The following is a 24,862-nucleotide window of genomic DNA, read 5'->3' on the forward strand; positions in this document are numbered from 1 at the left end:
GAGACCCATCATGAGCAAATGGCAGAAATCCGACGACGCGATCGCGAAACTCACCCCCGAGCAATACCGCGTCACGCAACAAAATGGCACCGAGCGCCCCTTCACGGGCGAATATGACGACCACTCCGCCAAGGGCATCTATGTCGACGTGGTCTCGGGCGAGCCGCTTTTCGCCTCCTCGACCAAATACAACGCGGGCTGCGGCTGGCCGTCCTTCACCAAGCCCTTGATCGACGATCATGTCGTGGAGCTGACCGATACCAGCCACGGGATGACGCGCGTCGAGGTGCGCTCGAAACATGGCGATAGCCATTTGGGCCATGTGTTCCCCGACGGCCCGCGCGATCAGGGCGGTCTGCGCTATTGCATCAACTCCGCCTCGCTGCGCTTCGTGCCCTATGAAGACATGGAGGCCGAGGGCTACGGCGAGTATATGGACCGGGTCGAATAAGCACCGGGTCAGGGGTCTTTACCTTCCCGCGGCCCGGTGGCAGGGTCCGCGCAACATCAAATGACAAAGGGGGCGCGGGAATGCGCAAGCTGGAACTTGGTCAAAGCGGGATCATGGTGTCCGAGATATGCCTCGGAACGATGACTTGGGGCAGCCAGAACACCGAGGCCGAGGGCCACGATCAGATCGACTTCGCGCTCGACCGCGGGATCAATTTCCTCGACACTGCGGAAATGTATCCGGTGAACCCGGTCAAGGCCGAGACTTTGGGCCGGACCGAGCAGATCGTGGGCACTTATCTGGCCAAGCGCGGCAAGCGCGACGATCTCGTGGTGGCGACGAAGATCACCGGCGAAGGCTCGCACGCGATCGAGGGAGGCCCGGTAATCAGCCCGACACGGATCCGGCAGGCTGTGACGGACTCGCTGACCCGGCTGCAGACGGATTACATCGACCTCTACCAGTTCCACTGGCCCAACCGCGGCTCCTATCACTTCCGCAAGACGTGGCGCTTCGATCCGTCGAAGCAGCCCTCGAAGCAGGAGGTGCTCGACGATATGAGCGCCTGTCTGGAGACGCTCGAGGCGCTGCGCCAGGAAGGCAAGATCCGCGAATTCGGTCTGTCGAACGAGAGCGCTTGGGGCACCGCGCAATGGCTGGCACTGGCCGCGGCGGGTAAGGGGCCGCGCGTCGAGTCGATCCAGAACGAGTATTCGCTGATGTGCCGCTATTATGATCTCGATCTCGGCGAGCTCGGCCAACAGGAGAAGGTGACGCTGCTGGCCTATTCGCCGCTCGCGGCCGGTATCCTGACGGGCAAATATTCCGGCGACGTGATCCCCGAGAATACTCGTCGGTCGCTGGTCAACAATCTCGGCGGGCGGGCCAATCCGCGCGCTTTCGAGATCGCGGACCGCTATGTGGCGCTCGCCAAGGAGTTCGACCTGCACCCGGTCACGATGGCGATCGCCTGGGTGATGAGCCGTCCCTTCCCGGTGATCCCGATCGTCGGCGCGACTTCGGTCGACCAGCTCAAAACTAACCTCGACGCGGAAGGGGTGGAACTGCCGAAGGAGCTGCTCGACAAGATCGCGGAGCTCCATAAGCACTACCCGATGCCCTATTGATGCGGGCGGCGTCGATCCTTCTGGGTGCTGCACTCGCCCTCGCGGCCTGCAAGCCTTTCGGCACCACGGACGGGGGCGATACGGCAGAGCAACTGCCGCTGGTCGGGCAGGAAAAGATCGATGCCGGTAAATTCGAATGCGTCGCGCGCGGCGGCAACTGGGTCGCGCGCGACGGGGCGTTCATCTGCGTGAAGATGACCTCCGATAGCGGCAAGAGCTGCCAGGCGGGCAGCGAATGCGAGGGCGAATGCCTCGCGCGCTCCAAGACCTGCGCTCCGGTAACACCGCTTCTGGGCTGTAACGACGTGATGAGCGAGGCGGGCTACCCGATGCAACTATGCGTGCAATGAGCTGGGCGAAGATCGCCGCGCTGGGCGGCATGCTCGCGCTGACCCTCGCGGGCTGTGGGCCTCAGCCGGAGACCGCCTCGCTCCGCAAGCCGGGGGCGCTGATCTCTTCGGCCTCGCTGTTCGATCCGGAGCGGTTCGGCGGCGAATGGCATGTGGTCGAAAGCGGGGTTCCGGGTTGCACTGGCACGCAGAACTGGGCTTGGGACGGCAAGAGCGCCTATCGCCTGCGCGGCACGAATTGCGCGATTACACCGGCTGCCGTCGACGAGACGGTCACGCTGACCGGGCCGGGCGGGCGGCTTCTGGCGAAGGACGCGTTCGGCGGTGAGCCGATCTGGGTGCTCTGGGTCGATTTCGATTATCGGGTGGCTGTGCTCGGCACGCCGTCGGGCCGTTGGGGGATGATCCTGTCGCGGCAGACCCCGCCCCGGCCCGATCTGATCAAGGCGGCGCGCGACGTCATGGACTTCAACGGCTATGAGATGACGCGGGTCGGCAAGTGACCGACGCGCCGGCGCATCTCTGGGTTTGGGTGACCCTGTTCGCAGCCGCCGTGCAGACCATCCGCTTCATGCTGCAAAAGCTGTTGGCGGGAGCGCAACTCTCGGTCGGCGGCGCGACGTTTTCACGCTTCCTGTTCGGCTTCCCGCTCGCGGCGGTGACGGCGCTGGGCTTTCTGGCGGCGACCGCCACGCCATGGCCGCATCTAAGTGGCCCTTTCTGGGGCTTCGTCATCGCGGGCGGCGCGGCGCAGGTGGCGGCGACCTTCCTGACGGTCGCGCTGTTCGGCTTGCGCAACTTCGCGGTGGGCGTGGCCTTCACCAAGACCGAAACGGTGCAGGTCGCCCTGTTCTCCGCGATCATCCTTGGCGAGTTCGTCGGACCCATCGGCTGGATCGGAATTGCGATCGGGCTGGCGGGGGTGCTGTTCCTGACCAAGCCGCCCGAAGGCGGCTTCAACCCGCGTGCGGCGCTTTACGGCGTGGGGGCAGGGGCGCTCTTCGGCCTGTCCTCGATCTTCTATCGCGGCGCGACGCTGGAGCTTGAGCCGCTCGACTTTTTCGGCCGCGCCATCGTCGCGCTGGCCTGCGCGACCTTCGCGCAATCGCTCGGCATGGGGCTGTATCTGCGGTTGCGCGAGCCGGGCGAATTGACCCGCGTGTTCGGCGCGTGGCGGCGCACGGTGCTCGTGGGGATCACCGGCGTTCTGGGCTCGGCGGGCTGGTTCACTGCCTTCTCGCTGCAAAACGCGGCTTTCGTGCGCGCGCTGGGACAGGTGGAGATCGTCTTCACGCTGCTTGCCTCGGCGCTGGTCTTCCACGAGCGGCTGCACAAGCGCGAAGGAACGGGCATCGCGCTCGTCGTGGTGTCGCTGATCGTGATTGTGCTGGCGGGGCGTTAGAGCCCGATCCGCCGGAACTCCGATCGCGGTCCACGATTATCGAAGAACGGCACCGAATGCGGCGCGCCAAGCGCGTGATCGGTGGTGATCAGCGCCGCGATCTCGGCCAGCACGACTTCGGTGATGAACGGTAGGTTCAGCGCGCGCGCCTCCGGCAGGGGCACCCAATGCAGATGCGAGAGCTCGTCGCAGGCCCGCGAGAAATCGTCGAGATCGCCTTGGATTGCGTCCGCGTCGATGAGGAAAAAACGTGCATCGAAGCGGCGCGGACGGCCTGGCGGCGTGATCGCGCGGAACACGAAACGCAGATCGGCCGCCGAGGGCAGAAAGCCCAGATCGGCAAAGCCCTGCCAATCGGCGGGCACCGCGCCGGGCCAGGCGTTTTTCTCGCCCAGCACGAGCCCGGTCTCTTCCCACAACTCGCGGAGGGCGGCGGCGGCGAGGGCCGCACCGATGCCCCTGGGCGCATCGGCCTCGAGCCGCGTATGATCGGGCGCGGGCAGCGGAGACGCGAAGGGCACCTCCCAATCGGTAGCGTCGAGCGCACCGCCCGGAAAGACGTATTTCGAAGGCATGAACGCGGCCCCAGCGCCGCGCTGACCCATTAGCACACGAGGAGCTGTCGTCCCGTCACGGCGCAGGACGATCACGCTCGCCGCATCGCGCAGCGCAGTTTTGTCCTCCGGGGGCTTGGTGTCAGTCATGAACGATCTCGCCCTCGCCGAAACCATGCATCCGGCGCGACCATTGGATGCCTACCAGCATCCCTTTCATCAGCGGCAACAGGATCGCCGAGAGCACCATCGACCCGATGCCGAAAATCCAGATCATCTCCCACGGGCCGGGACGGAAAGCGATGAAATAGGCCGCCATCATCGGGATCGCGAGATGGCCCACGATCAGGATCGTCAGATAGGCCGGGCCGTCATCAGCGCGCTGGTGCGAGAGGTCCTCGCCGCAGGACGGGCAAGTGTCGCGCACCTTGAGATAGCTGTGCAAGATCCGCCCCTTGCCGCAGGCCGGACAGAGACAGCGCAGGCCTCGCCCGATCGAGCGGCCCAGCGGGCGGTCATCGTGATATTCGTCATGCGACTGCATTGCGCTCTCCCTTGTGGCGGTCTCTCTCCGCCCGTTTGCCGGGCAGTATGGCGGCAGCCGGAGCGGATGGAAAGTCCGGCGGGTCTATCACGGGTGTGTGAGATTCGCGACGGAATGCTGCGCCTGCCGCGTTGGGACAGACATCGACGGCGCGAGACGTGCCGTGGGAGCGAGAACAGGAGTTTCTTATGAAAGTCATGAACAGGCAGACCCTCGTCGCGGCGATCCTCGCAGGGAGCGCGATCACCCTCGCAATGCCGGTGGTGGCGCAGAACCAGACCGGCAACCAGATGCAGGGGCAACAGGCGATGCCGGGGAAGGGGCCAGCTAACGGACCGGGTAACGGTCCCGGCGCTGGCCAAGGGAATGGCCCGGTCAACGGTATGGGGCAGACCATGCAGCCCGGTGCGATGGATAGTCGGGGCGGACGCGGCTTCGGCTTCGACATAAGCCGTTTCGACAGCAATGGCGACGGTCAGGTGACGATGGACGAGATTCAAGCCAAGCGCGCCGCCGACGCGCAGGCGCTCGACGCGAATGGCGACGGCATGGTCTCGCAAGAAGAACTCGTCAATTTCGAGATGGCGAAGGTCAAGACCCGCATCGAGGCCCGCGTGAAGGCGCGTTTCGCTGCGCAGGACAGCAATGGCGATGGCGAGTTGTCGGCCGCCGAACTGATGGCCCACCCGATGCCGACGCGCATGTTCGAGCGTATGGACCGTAACGGCGACGGGGCGGTCAGCGCCGACGAGATGCAGATGGCCAAGAGGTTCATGCAGCGGATGCACGACCGCTACGAGCATGGCCGGAAGGGCAAGGGCGATCACCATGGGTACGACCGCATGGGCAAAGGGGATCGCTACGGCCATGACCGCATGGGCTGGGACGACGACCGCGACGAATATGGCCCCGGCTATGGCCGGATGATGCTAGGGGATGGTCCGATGGGGCAGGGCCCGAACGGTCAAGGCCCTCAGGGCACGCCGCCGATGCAACCGGGCAGCGGTGCTGGCCAAGGGCAAGGTCAGGGGCCGGGCAACGGTCCGGCTGACGGCTCGGGCCGATCCGCGAACTGAGTTTCGAGCAGTACAAAGAGCCGGGGCGCAGCAGTGCGCCCCGGTCGCATGTCAAATTGCATGCGTAGGGAAAGCAGGCTAGGCCTTTGACGGAATGACGATGGCACTGGATGCGATGAACGAGGCTTCGGACGAGGCTCTGCTGGAGCTATACGCGCAGGGCGACCCGGCGGCAGCGCGGGCTTTGACGTTGCGCTTCGGGCCGTTGGCCTACCGGCTCGCTTATCGCTATCTTCGCGACGCGGCCGAGGCCGAGGATGTCGCGCAAGAGGGGCTTTTGCGGCTCTGGAAGATCGCGCCGGAATGGCGGGCCGGCGAGGCCAAGGTCTCGACATGGCTTTACCGGGTGGTTGCCAATCTCGCGACGGACCGGCTGCGCAAGCGCCGCGGCGTGGGGTTGGACGAGGCGCCCGAGGTGGCCGATGACCGGGCGAGCGCTCTGGACGAGTTGATCGCGCGCGACCGCGTGGCGGCGCTGGAAGCCGCGCTGGAGCAATTGCCGGAACGACAGCGGATCGCGGTGACACTGCGACATATCGACGGTTTGTCCAATCCCGAGATCGCTGCCGCGATGGAAACCGGCGTCGAAGCCGTAGAAAGTCTGACAGCGCGGGGAAAGCGCGCTTTGAGCAAGCTGCTTCGGGGGCAGCGAGAGAAATTGGGGTTTGGCGATGACTGACAAACGCATGGATCGCGAGACGGACGCATTCGACGACGCGGCGCTGGAGCAGCTTTTCAGCGAAGCGCGCGCGGCGGGCGGGGCCGAGCCAGGCGAGGGCTTCTTTGCCCGGGTTTTGGCCGATGCCGAGGCGGAGCAAGCAGCCTTTGCGCGCCAGGCCCCAGCGGATGGGTCCGAAGCACCCGATGTTCTAGCCGGTATCTGGGACGCGCTTCGCGGCGCGTTCGCCGGCTGGGCCCCGGTGGGCGGCCTCGTCACGGCGGCGCTGGCCGGGGTCTGGATCGGCTTTGTGGGCGCAGACGAGATCGGCGCGCTCAGCCCGTTTTACGCCAGCAGCACGACCGAAAGCCTCGGCACGGTCAACCTGCTACCCGAAGGCGATACCTTCGCCTTCGTCGATGAAGGAGGGTTCTGATGGCGATTGCCGAGACGCGAAACGGCCGGGGGTTGCGTTGGGCGCTGATAGCGTCCGCGGTGCTGAACCTGCTGCTGCTGGGATTTTTCATCGGCGGCTGGCTTGGCCATGAGCGGCATCCGCCGCGCCCGGTCGTGGGCGATGTCAGCCTTGGCGCCTTCACCGGAGCTCTGAGCCCCGAAGACCGCGACGCGCTGCGCAAGGCGGCGCAGGCGCGTGGCTCTGAATTCCGCGACATGCGGCGGCAGGCGCGCAGCGATATGGCGGCGCTGATCAGCGCGATCGACACGGAGCCGTGGGATCGCGATCAGGTGGCCAAGCTGCTCGAGCGGCACAAGGCGCGGACCGTGCAGCGGGTCGATATCGGCGAGCGGCTGATCCTCGACAGGCTCGACGCAATGAGCCCGGCGGCCCGTCACAGCTTCGCCGAGCGTCTGCGCGAGGGTGCGGCGCGGTTCGACCGGCACAAGAAAGACCGCGACAGGGATCGTCAGGACAAGCCTTGAGGCCGGTGCGATGGCCGGCGCGTCGGAGTTGGCCGCTATCTGAAATAGTGAAGACTTTCGGCTCGTCTCATCATCATGCGTGGCGTGATGCTGTTTCCCGGCGTCACGCTGCGTTCGTGTGAGGGGCGAGTGAGACCTGGTTCCGGCCGCTTCCCTTGGCGCAGAGAAGGGCCGCATCGGCCTCGTCGATAAGATGCTGTGGGTCGTCGCGACGGGTGCCTCCGAATGCGAGGCCGATCGAGATCGTGGCCTGCATTTTGCTTCCGTCCGGAAGCGTGATTGTCGTCTCCTCGATATCACGTCGGAGGCGTTCCGCGATCCGATAGCTCTCATCGAGCGAGCTGTCCGGCAGCGCCACGAGAAACTCCTCGCCGCCGATGCGACCGATCAGGGCGACGTCGCGGAGGCTGCGGCGCAGATGGCGGGCGATATTGGTCAGCACCTCGTCCCCCGCGCCGTGGCCATAGGTGTCGTTCACCGATTTGAAGCGATCGAGATCGAGCAGCATCACCGCGTAGCCGCGACCGGTGCTGCGCGCGCGTTCGGACATGCGAGCCAGATGCGCATTGACGTAGCGGCGATTGTGAAGCCCGGTCAGCGGATCGACCAGCGCGAGACGCAAGCCTTCATCGACCGAGAGGCGAAGTTGATCGGAGAGCTGCTTGCGGCGCAGCTGCGCGCCGATCCGGAGTGCCGTTTCCTGTGCTGCGAGTGGCGTGGAGATATCCGAGGGCAGAAGGTCGTCCGCCCCTAGATCGAGCGCGCTCGCTTGCGTCTCCGAGGCTTCGGGCATGCACGCGATCAGGATCGCTGCGTGGCGCGTTTCTGGATGCGAGCGCAATTCCGACATCAGCCGCAGCCCGTCCCCGCGATGCACGAGATCCGCGCCGATCACGAAGAGATCGGGGGGGCGGCGCGCGGGGTCGCCGCCGCAGGGCTGTTCGTAACTGGTCAACAGGATCCGACTGGCCTCGAGCCGCGGTGCGAGCGCGGCTTTCCAGCGCATCCCCTCGGTCGGGTCGGGGGCGATCATCGCGATCCGGGCGGGAGGTGCGAATTCATTCGCGGCCTCGGCGAAACCGAGTGCCCGGCAGGTTTGTTCGCGCAGGGCCGAATCCTCGTCACCGGCATGGGCGCGGATCAGGCTGCGCAGACGTGCGAGCAGCACGAGTTCGTCGAAAGGTTTGACGAGGACATCGTTCGCCCCGGCCGCCAGCAGCGCCACGCGCAGCTCCGGAATGTCGCGCTGCGTCATCGCGATGATCGGGATGCGCCGTGTCTGTGGATCGTTCCGCAGCCGTTTGATGACAGCCTCCCCTGTCATGTCGGGCAGGGTGATGTCGAGCAGGATCAGGCGGGGCCGTTCCGTTGTGGCGAGGGCGAGCGCCTCTGCTGCGCTCGCAGCTTGCAGCGTGTTGTAGCGCGCACCGGTCAGCTTCGCCTTCAGCACGATGCGATTGGTCGCCACGTCATCAACGATGAGGATCGTTCCCGGCATTCCAGGCTACTCCTTACAACCTCTTGCGTCCTCCGGTTTGCGGCAGGGCGATCGCGAATGCGCGAGCTTCTGGACGCGCCTTTTCTTGACCTTAGCGATCTATAGGTTAACAAAGCGTTTCCCCTGACAGAGAAGGATCCGCCATGCGGCAAGAAAACGCTCACACGCTCGCATTGCAGACCCTCGGTTGGCTCGTCAGCCGTGAAGAGTTGATCGGTGCATTCCTCGCCAATTCCGGGGCGAGCGCGGATGATTTGCGTGCGCAGGCGAGCGATCCGGACTTCCTCGCAGGGGTTCTCGACCATGTCCTGCAGGACGATCAGGTGGTTCTGGATTGCGCGCAGGACCTCGGCGTGCAGCCCGAGGCGCTGATGCAGGCCCGCGCGGTTCTCGGGCGCGGCGATCTGCGCCACTGGACCTGACGCCCCGCTTTGGGCAATCTGCCCGCAAAGGGAGGGCGGATCGCAGATGGCAGGCGGCAAGATACGGGCGGTGCTGTTCGACAAGGATGGCACGCTTTTCGATTTCGACGCGACATGGGGCGCTTGGGCGAAGCTGCAGATCGAGGCGTTGGCCGAAGACACCAGTCAGGCCGCGCGGCTTGCCGAGGCGATCGGGTTCGACCTCGAGCGGGTGGAGTTCGAGCCGCACTCGCCGGTGATCGCGGGCACGGTCCGGGAGGCGGCAGAATTGTTGCTGCCGCATCTGCCGGGGCGCACGCTCGACGACCTGGTAATCGAGCTGGAGCGCGCAGCGCATGATGTGCCGCTGGTGGAGCCGGTGCCGCTGAGCAAGCTTCTGTCTGATCTGCGCGCGCGCGGGTTGCATTTGGGTATTTGCACGAACGACGCCGAGTCCTCGGCGCGCGCGCATGCGGCGCAGGCGGGCATCACCGATCTTTTCGACCTGATCATCGGCTATGACAGCGGGCATGGCGCGAAACCCACGCCGAGCCCGCTTCTGGCCTTTGCGGACTCGCTCGGTCTGGACCCGGCGGAGGTGGTGATGGTCGGAGACAGCCAGCATGATCTGCACGCGGCGCGCGCGGCGGGGATGATCGCGATCGGCGTATTGAGCGGGCCAGCGATGCGGGACGATCTTGCTCCGCTGGCCGATGCCGTGCTCGATCATATCGGGGGGCTTCCCGACTGGCTCGCACAGCGCGCGGGCTGACGAGACGCGTCGGATGCGCGCGAGAGCCTCGCGCAAGGACAGGAGAGGGACGCATGCAACTACGTTTGCAACATATTCTGCTCGGGCTGCTGGCGGGCGTGTTCTTCTGGGCTCTCGATAGCGAGTTGCAGACGGCGCTGCCGCTCGACGCCCACGGGCAATTCGGCGTCTCGGTTCTGGGAACGGTGTTCTTCGCGACCGCGCTGGCGATGCTGGGCGAGATCGGCTGGCGCAAGGCCTTTGGTGCGGCGGCGCTGATTGCGATTCCGGTCGCGCTGCTCGGCTGGTGGGCATCGCTCGGCTATTCTCCGACCGAGTCGCTGGCGGGATTCATGCCGTTCGAGATGCTCGCGCTCGCGGTTCTCGCGACGCTGCCGATGCCCTTCGCGATGGCCGTGGCGCGGGGTGGCGGACTCGCTTGGAACGACTATCCAGCGCTGTTTCTTCATGCATGGAATATCGTCGTGCGCTATGCCGCCGCGTGTATTTTCCTCGGGATGGTCTGGCTCGTCCTCTATCTCTCGGCGCGCCTGCTCGAAAGCGTGGACCTCGATTTCCTGCGTCAGCTTCTGCGCCAGAAACTATTCGCCTTCTCCGTGTCGGGCGGCATTCTCGGGCTCGGGCTGGCGGTGGTGACCGAGTTGGAGGAGATGATCTCTCCTACCCTCATACTGCGGCTTCTCAGGCTGTTGCTGCCGCCCGTCCTGCTGGTCGCCGTGATCTTCGTGGCCGGGTTCATTGCGCGCCGCGGGCAGGTCTCGCTGATCGGGTTCTCGCAAATCGAGACGCTGCTGGCGATGGCCGTGGCCGCTGTGACGCTGATCTCGATCGGCGTGGAGCGCGACGATCACAGCGCAGTGCGGGCCCGGGTTTTGCGGCTGTCGGCTCAGGGGCTGGCGCTAGCGCTGCCCGTGCTGGTCGGCGCAGCGGCCTGGACCGGCTGGCAAAGCGTGACGGCGCAGGGCTGGACGCCAGGGCGCGTGGCGCAGGCAGTGCTGATCGTGCTGCTCGCGGGATATGCACTGGGATATGCCGGCTCTGTCCTGCTGGGGCGCGGCTGGATGGCGCGCCTGCGGCGGATCAATATCGCGATGGCGGGCGTGCTGTTTCTCGCGGCTCTGGCGTGGCTGACGCCAGTGCTGGATGCGAATGCCATCGCCGCGCGCTCGCAACTGGCGCTCTATCGCGACGGGCGGATCACTGCGGGGGCCCTGCCGCTCTACGCCTTGAAAAACCAATGGGGGCTTGCCGGGCAGTCGGCCTACTCGGAGCTGGAGGCCCAAGCCGGTGATGATCGAGCGCTCGCGACCGCCTTGGCGCGTCTGCGCCCGTCGGCGGATGGGGGCGAAGGGGATAGTGCGGCGCGCGCCCAGTTGCGCCGGGATCTCGTGCTGCCGCCCGGAGCAACGCCGCCCGAGGATGCGTTGCTCGATGCGATCCGCGCGCGGGCTCCGGAAGTCGCGTCGGGGCTTTGCGCCTCTGGCGAGGGCGCGGCGGCGAACTGCGCCCTGATCGAGGCCGATTTCCTGAAAGATGTACCCGGCGACGAGGCGATGGTCCTGCTGCATCTGCCCGATCGCGATGCGATCTACGTTCTGCGCCAGTCGGATGGCGCTTGGGATTCGATCGGGTGGGGTAGCGTGGTCGACGCGCAGGGCGAACCGCGCTTCCGCGTCGATCTGGCACCTGTCATCGCCGCCATCAAGCGCGGCGAGATGAAAGTCGTCCCAAGCGGGATCATGTCGCTCGAGGCCGGTGGGCTGCGCCTGTTGCCGCTCTCGCGCTGAGCCGAGCGATTTTGGAGCTTTGTTAACTTCTGGTCGCTAGCGTGGCGGGAAGGAGGGCACATGCTCGGCTTGATTAACCGCTCTATCGAAAACTTCCTGACCGACACCTACGGGGCGGCGCTCTGCGCGCGTGTTAGGCGGTGCGCGGAGCTGCCGAGTGAAGGCTATGAACCGCTGCTGCAATATGCCGATGCGCAAACCTTGCGGCTGATTGATACCGCTTGCGACGCGTTGGGGCGTGAACGGTCCGAGTTGCTCGAGGACCTTGGTGCGCATCTGTGCACGCGCGAAGCCGTGCGGCGCCTGTTGCGCTATGGCGGGTGCGATTATCGCGGGTTCCTGAATTCGCTGAACGAGTTGCACGACCGCGCGCGAATGGCGTTACCCGATCTCGAGCTCCCGCATCTTCATCTTGTTGCGACCGAGTCGGGCCAGTTTCGTCTTCGCGTCATCGGGGACGTGCCGGGCTGGGGGGCGGTGCTGGCGGGTATTCTGCGCGCGATGGCGGATGACTATGGCAGCCTCGCGCTTATTGAAATGCCGCAGCGCAGGGCAGGCCGCGACCCGCGGATATTCGAGCCGGCGGAAGAGGTGGTGACAATCCAACTGCTCGACGCCGCCCATGCCGAGGCGCGTCAATTCGCCCTAGCGCACATGACTGGAGAGGTGTGATGGGCGCACCGGCCAAAACCACTGTTGCCCCGAGGGCTGCACCGACTGTGCCGCCGCCTGACCGGGGCGGCCAGGCCTATTGGCTGCCCCTCCTGACCGGGCTTTTGCCGATGTTTCTCTGGATAGATGAGCGGGCGCGCATCCTTGGCGTCGGTCGCACGTTGCGCAAGGTGCTCGGTGTGCCCGAGGCGCAGATCCTCGGCGCGCCGTTCGCACGATTTTTCGCGGTCGCGCGACGAGGGGCGACAGGTCGTCTTTGCACGGATACCTTGTGCAGGAATTGCGAGATACGCGATTGCGATGGTCAGGCCGGTCGCTGCGGGCGTTCGCTTGGTGCGCTGATGGCGGAGGAGGTACTGCATGTCACCCTGCGCATGCATCCTAAGGTGAGCCTGCGTGGCGCGGTCGTCAGCCACGTGGGGCTATCTGCGCAGACATCTGCAGGCGCGACTGCGGGCGATATGCTCCTCAATTTCAGCTTCGGTATTCACCTGCGTGAATTCGTGGCGGAGTTCGACCTGACAGAACGCGACTTCTCCGCCGCGGATCTCGCGATGGAAATGCTTTACCTGGAAGAAGCCAAATCGCTCGTGATGGAAGAATTGCGAGCCTTGACCGGGCGGCTCGATCAGGCCCGCAAAGCTGCAGAGAAACAGGCGCTGAGCGATCCGCTGACGAAACTCGCCAACCGCCGCGCAATGGCGCAGGCGCTTGCGCAGGCAGTCGATCACGCGACGAATGACGCGGCGCATTTCGCTTTGCTGCAGATCGACCTCGACCACTTCAAGGCGATCAACGACAGTCGGGGCCATGCGGCAGGGGATTACGTGTTGCAACTTGTGGCCCGCAACCTGTGCGAAAGCGTTCGCGGGGACGATCTTGTTGCGCGCATGGGCGGCGACGAATTTCTCGTGCTGTTGCGGGGCGCTCCGAGTCACGCGGAGGTCAGGGCTCTTGCGGCGCGGATTATCGAACAGATCGAGATACCGAAATGGTATCAGGGCCAGGAGTGCCTGGTGTCCGGATCGGTCGGCGCGGTTTCGTCACGCGACTACGAGAAGCTTGTGATCGGGGCGCTGCAGAGCGATGTCGACCGGGCAACCTATGCGGCGAAGGCAGCAGGGCGCGGATGCCTTCGTTTCGGGTCGCGATCGTCCGAAAAGGTTGATCGCAGGCGCCCGCGACCGCCTAACTCGGCGTCTGATACACATAAAACGCTCTTTTCCTGACCGGTCGCCTTCGGGTAAGGGCAGCGCATGAGACAAGGTTTCCCATTTGCCCGCGCCGGACAGCGCATCGGTCTTCTGGGCGGGTCGTTCGATCCTGCGCATGAAGGCCACGTGCTGATCACGCGCGAGGCGCTGCGCCGTTTCAACCTCGACCGGGTCTGGTGGGTCGTGAGCCCCGGCAACCCGCTCAAGGTGCATGGGCCTGCACCGCTAGATCAGCGGATCGCGAGTGCACGGGCCATCCTCGGGGGAGACCCTCGGGTCGTGGTGACAGATGTAGAAGCGCGGCTCGGTACCCGCTACACCGCCGACACGATCACCGCGCTGCGTGCGCTCTATCCCGGTGTGAATTTCGCATGGCTGATGGGAGCGGATAACCTCGTACAGCTCGATCGCTGGGACCATTGGCGGACGATCATAGAAAGCGTGTCGATCGGCGTTCTGGCGCGTCCGGGCTGGCGGATGCCGGGCCGTTGGGCGCGCGCGGCGCGCATCTATGCGCAGGCCGAATTGCCCGCGGTTGCCTCGCAGCGCCTGCTCGACGGGCCAGCGCCACGCTGGTGTTTCGTAAACATCCCGATGTCGTCGATTTCCTCCACGGAAATTCGGGAGAAAGGCGGCTGGGGGGCATCGACGCCTGCTTGAAGACGGCGCAGGGCGCGCTACGCTCGGGCTAACGCCGGGGGGGAATCGCCATGCCGCTAACGATATCGCGTCGCTTTGCATTGCTGGGTGGCGCCGCGCTTTTCGTCACTCCGAAAACGGTTTTGGGTCAGGCGCCCGCAGCCGCCGAACTGGTTCGGATGGCGGGGCTGAGCGGCGATGTCGGCTATGTCGTGGCAGATCTGAAAACGGGCCAGATCCTTGAACAGCGCAATCCCGGCCAAGCGATGCCGCCCGCCTCCGCGCTCAAATCGATCACTTCGATTTACGCGATGGAGCAACTGGGCGGGGATTTCCGCTTCGGTACGCAGTTGATCGCGACGGGGCCAGTTTCTGGCGGGCGGATTCAGGGCGATCTGATCCTCGCGGGCGGTGGCGATCCCACGCTGACGACCGACGATCTCAATGCGATGGCGAAGTCGCTCGCAGCCAAGGGGGTGCAGGGCGTCACGGGGCGGTTCCTGACCTGGGCCGGCGCGCTTCCGTACAAAAGCGAGATCGCAAATGATCAGCCGATTTTCGCAGGCTACAACCCGTCGATCTCCGGGCTGATGCTGAATTTCAATCGCGTGCATTTCCAATGGCGTCGCTCCGGGGGCGGCTGGGCGCTGAGCATGGACGCGCGTGGGCGCGACGTGCAGCCTCAGGCCTATACAGCGAAAGCCTCGATCGCGAAGCGGTCCTCACCCACGTTCACCTATTCGGATCGCGGCGGGGTAGAGCATTGGACGGTCGCCTCGGCGGCTTTGGGGCGTGGCGGAAGCCGTTGGTTGCCGGTGCGCCATCCCGCGGCCTATGCGGGCGACGTGTTCCAGACGCTGGCCCGCGCACAAGGCACGCCGCTGCCCGCGCCGGAAGAGGCGCGCAATCTGCCCGGCGGCACGGTTCTGGTAAGCCATGACAGCGATCCGCTTGTGCCAGTGCTGCGCGCGATGATGAAATACTCGACCAATATCACCGCCGAGGCGGTGGGCATGACGGTCAGCAAACGGCTGGGCGCGGGTAGTTCCCTGATGCAATCGGGGCAGGCCATGACCCAATGGCTGCAGCAGCGCACGGGCGCACGCTCGGCCCGGTTCACCGACCATTCCGGGTTGCGCGCCGATGCCGAGATTTCGCCGCAGGACATGGTCGCGGCGCTGCGCAATCTTGGCGCACCGATGGGGCTGCGCAGCTTGATGAAACCTTTCAAGCTGCGCGATGCGACGGGTAGGGCCTCGAAATCGCAGCCGTTCAGCGTCGATGCCAAGACCGGGACGCTGAATTTCGTCTCGACCTTGGCGGGCTACATGACCGCGCCGGATGGCACCGAGCTTGTGTTTGCGATCTTCACCGCCGATCTCGACCGTCGCCGGCGCGCGGGCTCCGCACCGCGCCCGCCGGGGCAGGTGCAATGGGTGCGTGCGTCGAAAATACTGCAGAGCCAGCTACTGGAACGTTGGGCCGGGATTTACGGGTGAGGCGCGATCCGGGCGGTGAACATGCCGCGTTCCCGCCCGAAGTGCCGCCGAGGATCAGAGCGTGACGTGACGCACTTTCGCGCCCCATTCGATGGCGACGGCGTGCAGCCGGTCGATCGCCAGCTCGCCGCGGATCTCCTCCAGCAGACGCAACTCGGCCTGTCGGATCGTGCCATCGGCCGCAGCTACGTCGCAGGCCAGCGCATAGGCGGTCTCGAAGATATGCTCGGGCAGCGCATCGCGGACCAGGCCGAACAGCGCTTCGAGCCCGTCTTCCTCTTCGAACAGTGTGAACACAGAGCGCGAGACCCGGGAGACGCGGTCGAAATCGTAGCCCGCGAAGATCGGCATGTGGTTCACGATCCGCTCGATGGCGACGAGTTCCGAGGTCGGCACGTCCTCATCGGCGGCGGACACCGCGACCATCACGGCGACGAGCGCGTCTTGGGGCGAAAGCGAGGAGAGAACGTCTGGCAAGTCGGAGCTCCTTGATGGTGTTCGAGTGCTAATTATTGACTGTCCCCCTTCGCTTCAATAGGTCAGGCGCGACCGGGCGCACGGGGCGCCTTCATGAGGTATGCAATGACGAGCTTGCGTGACGCTGCGATGAAATCCAAGGCCTGGCCCTTCGAGGAAGCCCGCCGGGTGCTCAAGCGTTACGAGAAACGCGATCCGGAGAAGGGCTACGTCCTGTTCGAAACGGGCTACGGGCCGTCGGGGCTGCCGCATATCGGCACGTTCGGGGAGGTTGCGCGCACGACGATGATCCGTCGCGCTTTCGAGGTGATCTCGGATATCCCGACGAAGCTTCTGTGCTTCTCGGACGATATGGACGGGATGCGCAAGGTGCCCAGCAACGTGCCCAATCAGGACATGCTGCGCCAGCACGAGCAGAAGCCGCTGACCTCGGTGCCCGATCCGTTCGGCGATTTCGACAGCTTCGGCAACCACAACAACGCGATGCTGCGCCGTTTCCTCGACACGTTCGGCTTCGAGTACGAATTCGCGAGCGCGACCGACTACTACAAGTCGGGCCGGTTCGACGAGATGCTGATGAAATCGGCCCACGAATACGATCAGATCATGGAAATCATGCTGAAGTCGCTTCGCGAAGAGCGTCAGCAGACCTATTCGTGCTTCCTGCCGATCCATCCCGAGACGGGCCGTGTGCTGTATGTTCCGATGAAGGAGGTCAACGCGCGCGACGGCACCGTGACCTTCGACGACGAGGAAGGGCGCGAATGGACGCTGCCGGTCACCGGTGGCAACGTGAAGCTGCAGTGGAAACCCGATTTCGGGATGCGTTGGGCCGCGCTCGGGGTCGATTTCGAGATGTATGGCAAGGATCACTCGACCAACACGCCGATCTATGACGGTATCTGCCGCGTCCTCGGCGGACGTGCGCCCGAGCACTTCACCTACGAGCTGTTCCTCGACGCGAATGGCGAGAAAATCTCGAAGTCGAAGGGCAACGGCCTTTCGATCGACGAGTGGCTGACCTATGCAGCGACGGAGTCCTTGAGCTACTTCATGTATCTCAAGCCGAAGACCGCGAAGCGGATGCATTTCGACGTGATCCCGAAGGCGGTGGACGAATATCACCAGCAGCTGCGGGCCTATCCCGATCAGCCGATCGAGCAGCAGGTGAACAACCCGGTCTGGCACATCCATGGCGGCAATCCGCCCGAGAGCCGGATGGTGGTGCCTTTCGCGATGTTGCTCAATCTCGCAAGCGTCGCAGGCGCGACCGAGAAGGAAGGGCTGTGGGGTTTCATCAAGCGCTATGCGCCCGAGGCGAGCCCGGAAGGCAATCCGGACCTCGATCAGGCGGCAGGCTTCGCGCTGAAGTATTTCGAGGACTTCGTGAAGCCCACGCTGGTCTTCCGCGCGCCCTCCGAGCAAGAGCGGGCGGCGCTGGAAGATCTGGCCAAGGCGCTGAAATCGGAAGAGGCGGCGCTCGATCAGATCGCGCGCAAGAACGCGGCGGCAGGCAACGACGAGCCGCTGCCGGAGGCCGATTTCCACAGTGACGAGTTCCTGCAGTCGGTTGTCTTCGCGGTCGGCAAGAACCACGAATTCGCCAACCTGCGCGATTGGTTCAAGGCGCTCTACGAGGTACTCCTGGGTCAGAGCCAAGGGCCGCGCTTCGGCGGGTTCATCGCGCTTTACGGTGTCGATGAGACCGTCGCGCTGATCGAGCGGGCGCTGGCGGGCGAACTGGTCGCCTAGGCTTTCCAGAGTTCGAACCAAGCCCCCCAGCGGTCGCAGAGCGGCTCGGGGGGCTCGGCGAATATCTTGGCGCCGAGAGTGAAGGCTTCGGCCTCGAGCCGGGCAGATTCGGTGCGGATCAATGCAAGCAACGCCTCGGCCCTTTCGGGATCGAGATGCTCGGGCACCCTCATCTCGAGCACATGCAGGTCGTGATGATCTCCGATCAACTCGCCCAGAGTGTCGAGCGCGTCTTCGCGTGGGTGCAGCATCTCGGGCCAGATTGGGGCGAGCAGGCGGGTGTGATACCAGTGCTGCTTCACCCGCGTCCGCCAATGGTGGAGGTCTGCGCCAGCGTGTGATTTCTGGGCGGTTTTCAGACGCTTGCGGCAATCTTTCAGGGTCTCGTGCAATCCGGTCTCATAGGCGGGCCAGCCCTTTGCGCTGACCTCCCAATCCTTTGCGCGTTTGCGGATTTCCGTGACGCGTTTGACGAATGTCGAAATATCGCCTTCCTTCGGGGGCGGGGTTGCGGGGAGTGCTTCGAGCATGGTGCGGGCCGCCGAGGCGCCATCAAGATCGGGCCCTTCGCGCCCCAGCCGGATCAACGAGGCGCGCATCACCTCGTCGTCTCGCAGGCCGGATATGCCGCGGGCAGCCTCGGACAAGGCCTCGTTTTCCTTGTGAAAATCGGCGAAGTGCGGCGCTAGAAGACGGATCAGGCCGCGGGTCTTCTTGATCGCCTTGCGCAGGGCGTGAACCGAAGGATCGGGTTTCCCAGCCAGTTTCATGGCCGTCCCAAGCTCGCTGCGCGCGATGCGGCGAAGGGCTTTCGTTGGGGTCTTGTCGTCGGGGGATATGGCGTAGACCATCTGCGCTCCTCTCGGCTGCACTCCCGATGTGGCGCGAGGATATGACAGGCGCATGACGCTGTCATCTGCGAAGCGGGAGAGGCGGCGCGGCGCGCGGAGGTATCAGGTCTTCTTTAATCTTTCCTTCTAGCTCTTTTCGGGCCGAAGCGCGGGCGCTTTCGGCGGGTTCCAAGGCGCATGGAGCGATGCGCGGGGCGCGCGCGGGTGGAAAATGGACGAGAGGATTGCAGATGAACGTCGCGATTACCGAAGGGCTGGTGCTGACCCCGCCCGCATTCGCCGAAGGGCTGGATCAATGGTCGAGTGAAGATGGCACGCCGGGCTCCACGACCTATGAGAGCTCGGGCAATGCCGTGCTGGTTCCGGCGGATGCGGATTTCGGCGGTTGTCTGGAAATGCTCAAGATGCAGACGGTGCAGAAACTGCGCTACATGGGCGACACGCCGATCCTGCCGGGCGCCTATCTGCGCATCCGGGCGCGGGTGAAGGCGGTGAGCGGCAACCTGCCTGAGGTGAGGATTGCAGGCTATGCGGTGACGGGATCGGGTAGCCACGTGAGCGGCGTGGTCGAGGTGGGGCCGACGGTGGCGCTGCAAAGCTATGGTGAGGTGGTCGAGGTTTCTGCGATCGTGGGCACCGGCTCGCGCGACGGTGTCGATATGTCGTGGGGGCTGGATGCGATTTACGGGCATTTCGGGCTGGACCTGACGGGCGCGACTGACGGGGTCGTGCGCATCGACGATATCGAGATCGAGGATGTGACCGAGGCCTTTCTGCGTGACCTGATGGGCTGGGTCGATGTGAAGGATTACGGCGCGGTCGGGGATGGCGTCACGGACAACTTCGCGGCCTTCAATGCGGCCGATCAGGCGGCGAACGGGCGCAAGGTTCTCGTCTCGGCGGGGAATTATTATCTGGGCAGCTCGATCTCGATCTCGTCGCCGGTAGAGTTCGTGGGCACGCTGGTAATGCCGGTGGCGGCGAAGCTGGCGCTGATGTCGTCTTTCGACTTCCCGACCTATGCGGCGGCGTTCGGCGATGAGCTGGCTGGGTTCAAGAAGGCGCTGCAGGCGCTGTTCGGATATACCGATCATAACGTGCTGGATCTGAAAGGGCGTCGCGTCGAGGTGACCGAACCGATCCGCATCGAGGAGATCGCGCCGGACCTGTCGAGCTTTTCGAACCGTCGGGTTCTGCAGAATGGGCAGATCAACGTGATCGCGGGATCTGGTTGGGACGATGATGTGGTGACGTCGCAGGCGACCTATTCGGTGAGCCAGTCGATGCAGCTGACCTCGGTCGCCAATATCGCCAATATTCCCGTTGGCGCGCGGATCACCGGCACCGGCGTCGGGCGCGAAGTCTATGTGAGGTCGAAGAATAACGGCGCGCAGACGCTGTATCTCTCGCAGCCGCTTTATGGCGGGTCTGGGACGCGGACCTATACCTTCAAACGTCACCAATATGTGCTGGATTTCTCGGGGATGGAGAAGCTCGACCGATTCAACATCGCCAATGTGGAATTCCTCTGCAACGGCGCGGCGAGCTGCATCATGCTGGCGCCCGACGGGCAGATGTTCCAGATCCGCGACAGCTATGTGGTGCGACCCAAGGATCGCGCGATCACCTCAATCGGGCGCGGGTGCCAGGACCTGCTGATCGATGGCTGTCAGTTCCTGTCGGACGAGATGCTGGTGCCCGCGCAGGATCGCAAGTCGATGGTGCTGAACGTCAACGCAAATGACAGCAAGATCCGCGACTCACGCTTCGTGCGCTTCGGAACGAGTTTCGTGCTGAATGGCTCTGGGCATTTGATCGTCGGTAATCACTGGTTTCAGGGCGACGAGGAAACCAGCGGCGTGCGCGTTGCGGGGCTCGTTTTCACGCAGACCAATGTGCAATCGGCGGTGACCGGAAATTACATCGATAACTCGGTCATCGAATGGACGAATGAACACGATGCCGAGCCGGATTTCGCGAGCGAGTACAGCTTTGGCGGGCTGACCGTGACGGGCAATACCTGCGTGTGCATCAACGTCGCGCCTTGGTTCACGTGGCTCTCGATAAAGCCCTATGGGCCGGGGCATTTCATCCAAGGGCTGAGCGTGACGAACAACGTGTTCAAGTCGCTCAACGGCAGTGTCGACCGGATCGAGAAAATCGATACGAGCTTTGCCGATATCGACCGCTCGCGGGTGCGTAATGTGGTGTTCGAAGGGAATATGTTCAACGGGATCAAAGAGATATCGCAGAACCCGGTGATGGTCGAGGTGAACCAGTCGGCTGCGCAAACGGTCTGGACGGCGGATGCGAGCGAGTACCTGCCCTTCGCGGGCTGGGCGCGCAATGTTCAAGGCCTGATCGCCGAGGGGATGGTGCGAGATAGCTCGGGCGCGCGGATCGATGCAATGCCCTATGTCGCGGTGGAGCAGGGCGCGGCCAAGAACCAGATCACGGTGAACTGGCCGGAGGCGGCGAAGGGGCGGCTGCAAGTCACGCTGCGGATGGATAACCCGATCTGACGGGGTGCTTGGGCTGTGCCGATCCGGGCCGGGCGGACGGATTGGCGATGCGGCGCGTGGGATGAAAGTCTTGCGCGCCGTTTTCATGTCAAGTCCGCAGGCATCAGGCGAAAAGCGCGGCCGAAGCCGCCATTGAGGCTGGCCGAGGTCGGGCGGAGATCGAAGAAAAAGAAATCGGGCAGGTCGATATAAAGCTTCGATTTCGGATGATCGGCGAGCCAGCGGTCGCGCATCGTCGGGAAGGCGGGGTTGTTGCGTTCGACGGCATGGGCTTCGACCTGCAGCGAGAGGCGCGGATGGGTGAGCGGATCGCCTTTTGGGCCGGGCTCTCCCAACAGCAGACCCGCGCGGCGATCCCGCAGAAGGGCTGTCGTATGCGCCGCGAGGCTGGATACGAAGATTAACAGTTCCCCCTGAGGGCCGGGCCCGAGGGCGACGCGGGTCACGACCGGCGCGCCCGTATCCGGGTCGAGCGTGCCGAGCGCCCCGAACCAGGCCTCGCGGATCAGGCGTTGCGCCAAGGCGCGGGCCTCGTCATCCGTCGGGCGAATTGGGTCGGTCGTTGGAGTTGGTTGCGGCATGGGCGACTCCTCGCGGACGTCCTAATGCTAGGACTCAGCCACGCCGTCCGCAATCGACGTCGTCGGCTTTAGGATGACGTAACGACAGATTGCGTGCCGAATCACCCCGTGGTGCCATGTTCCCTCTTCTTGGTTGCCGCCCGCTTTTAACCATGAGGTCGATTTTCAGATGCGGGCTCCGCGCGCATGAAACGCTACAGGCAAGCGCTTGATTAAGCGTGACTATTTTCTGCCTCATTTCCGTGCATTTACAGCGTTAGCGCAATCGGTGTCAAAAAGTTTACAAAAAAATTCAGCGTATAAAGGGGGTTACATGAATCTTAACCTTTGAGTTACAGTGGCGCGGGGTAGAGGGCCTGCACCATGACGCGGGCGACATGCGGACACGCCGTGCCGCAAGGCGAAATTGCTGGGAGGAAACTCATGACTGCGCAAGACAAGGTGACTCAGGTTCCAGAGGTCAAAGAGGTCCCGCCGGGCTTCGAGAACGCCCATGCCGACGCTGCGAAATATCGCGAGATGTACAAGGAATCGATCACCGACCCGGAGAAGTTCTGGGGCCGCGAGGGCAAGCGCCTCGACTGGATCACGCCGTATACCAAGGTGAAGAACACCGATTTCACCTTCGGCCATGTCGATATCAAGTGGTTCGAGGACGGCGTGTTGAACGCCAGCGTGAACTGCATCGACCGCCACCTTGCGACGCGCGGCGACCAGACCGCGATCATCTTCGAGCCTGACGATCCGGAAACCCCGGCGCAGCACATCACCTACAAGGAGCTTTGCGAGAAGGTGAACCGCTTCGCCAATGTGCTTTCGAGCCAGGGCGTGATGCGCGGCGACCGCGTCGTGATCTACCTGCCGATGATCCCCGAAGCGGCTTACGCGATGCTCGCCTGCGCGCGCATCGGCGCGATCCACTCGATCGTCTTCGCGGGCTTCTCGCCCGACGCGCTGGCGAACCGCATCAATGACTCGGGCGCGAAAGTCGTGATCACCGCCGACACCGCGCCGCGCGGTGGTCGCCGCACGCCGCTCAAGGCCAATGCCGACGCCGCGCTGCTGCACTGCTCGGACAAGGTGCGCTGCCTCGTGGTGAAGCATACCGGCGACCAGACCACCTGGATCGACGGGCGCGATGTCGACGTGAAGGCGATGATGGAGAACGTCTCGCCCGATTGTCCGGCGCGTCCGATGAACGCGGAAGATCCGCTTTTCATCCTCTACACCTCGGGCTCGACCGGCAAGCCGAAGGGCGTCGTGCACACGACCGGCGGCTACATGGTCTATGCCGCGATGACGCATCAATACACGTTCGACTATCACGACGGCGACGTATTCTGGTGCACCGCGGATGTCGGCTGGGTCACCGGTCACAGCTACATTGTCTACGGGCCGCTCGCGAATGGTGCGACGACCGTCATGTTCGAAGGCGTGCCGACCTATCCGGACGCGGGCCGTTTCTGGGCCGTGTGCGAGAAACACAAGGTCAACCAGTTCTACACCGCGCCCACCGCGATCCGCTCGCTGATGGGGCAGGGGCCGGAATGGGTCGAGAAATACGATCTGTCCGCGCTCAAGGTGCTGGGCTCGGTCGGCGAGCCGATCAACCCCGAGGCCTGGGCCTGGTACGACAAGTATGTCGGAAAGGGCAAATGCCCGATCGTCGACACGTTCTGGCAGACCGAGACCGGCGGTCACATGCTGACCCCGCTTCCGGGCGCGACGCCCACCAAGCCCGGCTCGGCGACCCGTCCGTTCTTCGGCGTGAAGCCGGTCGTGCTCGACCCGCAGTCTGCGGTGAAGCAGGACGAGACCGAGACCGAAGGCGTGCTCTGCATCTCGGACAGCTGGCCGGGCCAGATGCGCACCATCTGGGGCGATCACGAGCGCTTCCAGGAAACCTATTTCAGCCAGTACAAGGGCTATTACTTCACAGGTGACGGCTGCCGCCGCGACAGCGACGGTTACTACTGGATCACCGGCCGCGTCGACGACGTGATCAACGTCTCGGGCCACCGCATGGGCACGGCGGAAGTCGAGTCCGCGCTGGTCGCGCACCAGGCCGTGGCCGAGGCTGCCGTGGTGGGCTACCCGCACGAGCTGAAAGGGCAGGGCATCTACGCCTATGTCACGCTGATGAACGATGTCGAACCTTCCGACGAGCTGCGCAAGGAGCTCGAGAAGTGGGTCCGCACCGAGATCGGCCCGATCGCGAAACCGGACATCATCCAATGGGCGCCGGGCCTGCCGAAGACCCGTTCGGGCAAGATCATGCGCCGCATCCTGCGCAAGATCGCCGAGAACGATTTCGGCAGCCTGGGTGACACCTCGACGCTGGCCGACCCGTCGGTCGTCGACGAGTTGATCGAAAATCGCGGGAACAAGTGATGGCCGACAGCACGACCATGACGCGGACCAAGCCTGCGGTTCTGATCCTTCTCGGCCCGCCGGGCGCGGGCAAGGGCACGCAAGCGCGGATGCTCGAAGAGAGGTTCGGCCTCGTGCAGCTCTCGACGGGCGATCTTCTGCGGGCCGCGGTGTCGCAGGGCACCGAGGCGGGCCTCGCCGCGAAAGCGGTGATGGAGGAGGGCGGTCTCGTCTCGGACGAGATCGTTCTGGCGATCCTGCAAGATCGCATGGCGGAACCGGACGTTGCTAAAGGGGTGATCCTCGACGGGTTCCCGCGCACCGCCGGGCAGGCTGCGGCGCTCGACAGGCTTCTGGAGGAGAACGGCCAGTCGGTGACCGCGGCGATCAGCCTGGAGGTCGACGACGAGGCGATGATCGCCCGCGTCGCCGGCCGCTACACCTGCGCCAAATGCGGCGAGGGGTATCACGACGAGTTCAAACAGCCCGCGGTCGCGGGCGTTTGCGACAAATGCGGCGGCACGGAATTCAAGCGCCGGGCCGACGACAATGCCGAGACGGCGCGCGCCAGGTTGGAGGCCTATCACGCGCAAACGGCACCGCTGATCGCCCATTACAAGGCGCTCGGTGTTCTCGAGGAAATCGACGCGATGGGCTCCATCGACGAGATCGCCTCGGGCCTTGGGTCGATCGTAGAGCGCGTCTCGGCCTGATTTTTGGGGA

The 24,862-nt window shown here is 64.5% G+C and carries 26 protein-coding genes; 20 read left to right on the plus strand and 6 right to left on the minus strand.

All coding sequences use genetic code 11. The annotated features are described in order from the left end of the window. The first annotated feature begins 10 nt into the window (after nucleotides 1-10). The 5 genes from msrB to B6V75_RS09920 all read left to right on the plus strand — a co-directional run bounded on the left by msrB (nucleotide 11) and on the right by B6V75_RS09920 (nucleotide 3,330). Nucleotides 11-451, plus strand: a complete 441-nt coding sequence (gene msrB / locus B6V75_RS09900) for a peptide-methionine (R)-S-oxide reductase MsrB (RefSeq protein WP_088719581.1) — start codon at nucleotides 11-13, stop codon at nucleotides 449-451. Nucleotides 452-531: 80 nt separating this feature from the next. Beyond that, nucleotides 532-1,578: an aldo/keto reductase gene (locus B6V75_RS09905; protein ID WP_088719582.1), complete on the plus strand. Its 1,047-nt coding sequence runs from the start codon at nucleotides 532-534 to the stop codon at nucleotides 1,576-1,578. Further along, nucleotides 1,578-1,928 (plus strand): hypothetical protein, encoded by a 351-nt coding sequence (locus B6V75_RS09910; protein WP_075774039.1) that lies wholly within the window; start codon nucleotides 1,578-1,580, stop codon nucleotides 1,926-1,928. The genes B6V75_RS09905 and B6V75_RS09910 overlap by 1 nt, the downstream gene beginning before the upstream one ends. Then, nucleotides 1,916-2,431, plus strand: a complete 516-nt coding sequence (locus B6V75_RS18665) for a lipocalin family protein (protein WP_168174465.1) — start codon at nucleotides 1,916-1,918, stop codon at nucleotides 2,429-2,431. Before B6V75_RS09910 ends, B6V75_RS18665 begins: the two co-directional genes overlap by 13 nt. Then, nucleotides 2,428-3,330 (plus strand): DMT family transporter, encoded by a 903-nt coding sequence (locus tag B6V75_RS09920; RefSeq protein WP_240496945.1) that lies wholly within the window; start codon nucleotides 2,428-2,430, stop codon nucleotides 3,328-3,330. The genes B6V75_RS18665 and B6V75_RS09920 overlap by 4 nt, the downstream gene beginning before the upstream one ends. Here B6V75_RS09920 and B6V75_RS09925 read toward each other — a convergent pair. Together B6V75_RS09925 and B6V75_RS09930 are read right to left on the minus strand one after the other, a co-directional pair. Beyond that, nucleotides 3,327-4,034, minus strand: a complete 708-nt coding sequence (locus B6V75_RS09925) for an NUDIX hydrolase (protein WP_088719584.1) — start codon at nucleotides 4,032-4,034, stop codon at nucleotides 3,327-3,329. The genes B6V75_RS09920 and B6V75_RS09925 overlap by 4 nt on opposite strands. After that, nucleotides 4,027-4,428, minus strand: a complete 402-nt coding sequence (locus B6V75_RS09930) for a DUF983 domain-containing protein (RefSeq protein ID WP_075774041.1) — start codon at nucleotides 4,426-4,428, stop codon at nucleotides 4,027-4,029. Before B6V75_RS09930 ends, B6V75_RS09925 begins: the two co-directional genes overlap by 8 nt. A gap of 188 nt (nucleotides 4,429-4,616) precedes the next feature. Between B6V75_RS09930 and B6V75_RS09935 the strand changes: the two genes are divergently transcribed. From B6V75_RS09935 to B6V75_RS09950, 4 genes are all read left to right on the plus strand, one after another. Then, the gene (locus tag B6V75_RS09935; RefSeq protein WP_088719585.1) at nucleotides 4,617-5,504 is read left to right on the plus strand and encodes a hypothetical protein; all 888 of its coding nucleotides are present in this window, start codon (nucleotides 4,617-4,619) and stop codon (nucleotides 5,502-5,504) included. Nucleotides 5,505-5,598: 94 nt separating this feature from the next. Beyond that, nucleotides 5,599-6,183 carry an RNA polymerase sigma factor gene (locus tag B6V75_RS09940; protein WP_075774043.1) on the plus strand — a complete coding sequence of 195 codons (585 nt, stop codon included), beginning with the start codon at nucleotides 5,599-5,601 and terminating at the stop codon, nucleotides 6,181-6,183. Further along, nucleotides 6,170-6,598, plus strand: a complete 429-nt coding sequence (locus B6V75_RS09945) for a hypothetical protein (protein ID WP_168174466.1) — start codon at nucleotides 6,170-6,172, stop codon at nucleotides 6,596-6,598. The genes B6V75_RS09940 and B6V75_RS09945 overlap by 14 nt, the downstream gene beginning before the upstream one ends. Next, the gene (locus tag B6V75_RS09950; protein ID WP_088719587.1) at nucleotides 6,598-7,104 is read left to right on the plus strand and encodes a periplasmic heavy metal sensor; all 507 of its coding nucleotides are present in this window, start codon (nucleotides 6,598-6,600) and stop codon (nucleotides 7,102-7,104) included. The genes B6V75_RS09945 and B6V75_RS09950 overlap by 1 nt, the downstream gene beginning before the upstream one ends. Before the next feature lie 103 nt (nucleotides 7,105-7,207). Here the strand turns inward: B6V75_RS09950 and B6V75_RS09955 are convergent, their stop codons facing one another. Then, on the minus strand, nucleotides 7,208-8,602 hold the full coding sequence (locus B6V75_RS09955) for a diguanylate cyclase (RefSeq protein ID WP_075774046.1): 1,395 nt from the start codon (nucleotides 8,600-8,602) through the stop codon (nucleotides 7,208-7,210). 143 nt (nucleotides 8,603-8,745) lie between these two features. Between B6V75_RS09955 and B6V75_RS09960 the strand changes: the two genes are divergently transcribed. Genes B6V75_RS09960 through dacB form a run of 7 tightly spaced genes read left to right on the plus strand, consistent with a single transcriptional unit; the run spans nucleotide 8,746 to nucleotide 15,586 of the window. Further along, nucleotides 8,746-9,024, plus strand: a complete 279-nt coding sequence (locus B6V75_RS09960) for a DUF3572 domain-containing protein (protein ID WP_075774047.1) — start codon at nucleotides 8,746-8,748, stop codon at nucleotides 9,022-9,024. Nucleotides 9,025-9,070: 46 nt separating this feature from the next. Next, on the plus strand, nucleotides 9,071-9,775 hold the full coding sequence (locus B6V75_RS09965) for an HAD family hydrolase (RefSeq protein ID WP_075774048.1): 705 nt from the start codon (nucleotides 9,071-9,073) through the stop codon (nucleotides 9,773-9,775). Nucleotides 9,776-9,828: 53 nt separating this feature from the next. After that, entirely contained in the window at nucleotides 9,829-11,562 is a 1,734-nt protein-coding gene (locus B6V75_RS09970) for a DUF4153 domain-containing protein (protein ID WP_075774049.1), read from the plus strand. A gap of 60 nt (nucleotides 11,563-11,622) precedes the next feature. Continuing rightward, nucleotides 11,623-12,234, plus strand: a complete 612-nt coding sequence (locus B6V75_RS09975; RefSeq protein WP_088719588.1) for a heme NO-binding domain-containing protein — start codon at nucleotides 11,623-11,625, stop codon at nucleotides 12,232-12,234. Beyond that, the gene (locus B6V75_RS09980; RefSeq protein ID WP_088719589.1) at nucleotides 12,234-13,463 is read left to right on the plus strand and encodes a GGDEF domain-containing protein; all 1,230 of its coding nucleotides are present in this window, start codon (nucleotides 12,234-12,236) and stop codon (nucleotides 13,461-13,463) included. Before B6V75_RS09975 ends, B6V75_RS09980 begins: the two co-directional genes overlap by 1 nt. Nucleotides 13,464-13,490: 27 nt before the next feature. Then, the gene (locus B6V75_RS09985; protein WP_088719590.1) at nucleotides 13,491-14,108 is read left to right on the plus strand and encodes a nicotinate-nucleotide adenylyltransferase; all 618 of its coding nucleotides are present in this window, start codon (nucleotides 13,491-13,493) and stop codon (nucleotides 14,106-14,108) included. Nucleotides 14,109-14,158: 50 nt separating this feature from the next. After that, nucleotides 14,159-15,586, plus strand: a complete 1,428-nt coding sequence (dacB, locus tag B6V75_RS09990; protein ID WP_088719591.1) for a D-alanyl-D-alanine carboxypeptidase/D-alanyl-D-alanine-endopeptidase — start codon at nucleotides 14,159-14,161, stop codon at nucleotides 15,584-15,586. A gap of 54 nt (nucleotides 15,587-15,640) precedes the next feature. On the opposite strand, the gene B6V75_RS09995 is transcribed toward dacB, so the two are convergent. After that, complete coding sequence (locus B6V75_RS09995) at nucleotides 15,641-16,063, minus strand: tellurite resistance TerB family protein (protein ID WP_075774054.1); 423 nt, start codon at nucleotides 16,061-16,063, stop codon at nucleotides 15,641-15,643. Between the two features lie 105 nt (nucleotides 16,064-16,168). Here B6V75_RS09995 and B6V75_RS10000 point away from each other — a divergent pair, with 105 nt between their 5' ends. Then, the gene (locus B6V75_RS10000) at nucleotides 16,169-17,815 is read left to right on the plus strand and encodes a lysine--tRNA ligase (protein WP_088719592.1); all 1,647 of its coding nucleotides are present in this window, start codon (nucleotides 16,169-16,171) and stop codon (nucleotides 17,813-17,815) included. Here the strand turns inward: B6V75_RS10000 and B6V75_RS10005 are convergent. Beyond that, a complete protein-coding gene (locus tag B6V75_RS10005) occupies nucleotides 17,812-18,666 on the minus strand; it encodes a CHAD domain-containing protein (protein ID WP_168174467.1) in 855 nt (284 codons plus the stop codon). The two genes, B6V75_RS10000 and B6V75_RS10005, sit on opposite strands and share 4 nt — an antisense overlap. Nucleotides 18,667-18,896: 230 nt before the next feature. Between B6V75_RS10005 and B6V75_RS10010 the strand changes: the two genes are divergently transcribed. After that, complete coding sequence (locus B6V75_RS10010; protein WP_088719594.1) at nucleotides 18,897-21,188, plus strand: glycosyl hydrolase family 28-related protein; 2,292 nt, start codon at nucleotides 18,897-18,899, stop codon at nucleotides 21,186-21,188. An 83-nt stretch (nucleotides 21,189-21,271) separates the two neighbouring features. Here B6V75_RS10010 and B6V75_RS10015 read toward each other — a convergent pair whose 3' ends face one another. Then, entirely contained in the window at nucleotides 21,272-21,769 is a 498-nt protein-coding gene (locus B6V75_RS10015) for a pyridoxamine 5'-phosphate oxidase family protein (RefSeq protein WP_088719595.1), read from the minus strand. A 423-nt stretch (nucleotides 21,770-22,192) separates the two neighbouring features. On the opposite strand from B6V75_RS10015, the gene acs reads away from it, so the two are divergent. Together acs and B6V75_RS10025 are read left to right on the plus strand one after the other, a co-directional pair. Beyond that, on the plus strand, nucleotides 22,193-24,160 hold the full coding sequence (acs, locus tag B6V75_RS10020; RefSeq protein ID WP_088719596.1) for an acetate--CoA ligase: 1,968 nt from the start codon (nucleotides 22,193-22,195) through the stop codon (nucleotides 24,158-24,160). Beyond that, the gene (locus B6V75_RS10025; protein ID WP_075774059.1) at nucleotides 24,160-24,852 is read left to right on the plus strand and encodes an adenylate kinase; all 693 of its coding nucleotides are present in this window, start codon (nucleotides 24,160-24,162) and stop codon (nucleotides 24,850-24,852) included. Before acs ends, B6V75_RS10025 begins: the two co-directional genes overlap by 1 nt. The last annotated feature ends 10 nt before the right edge of the window (nucleotides 24,853-24,862 follow it).

This window comes from Thioclava sp. F1Mire-8, from assembly GCF_002213165.1.
Lineage (GTDB): Bacteria > Pseudomonadota > Alphaproteobacteria > Rhodobacterales > Rhodobacteraceae > Thioclava > Thioclava nitratireducens.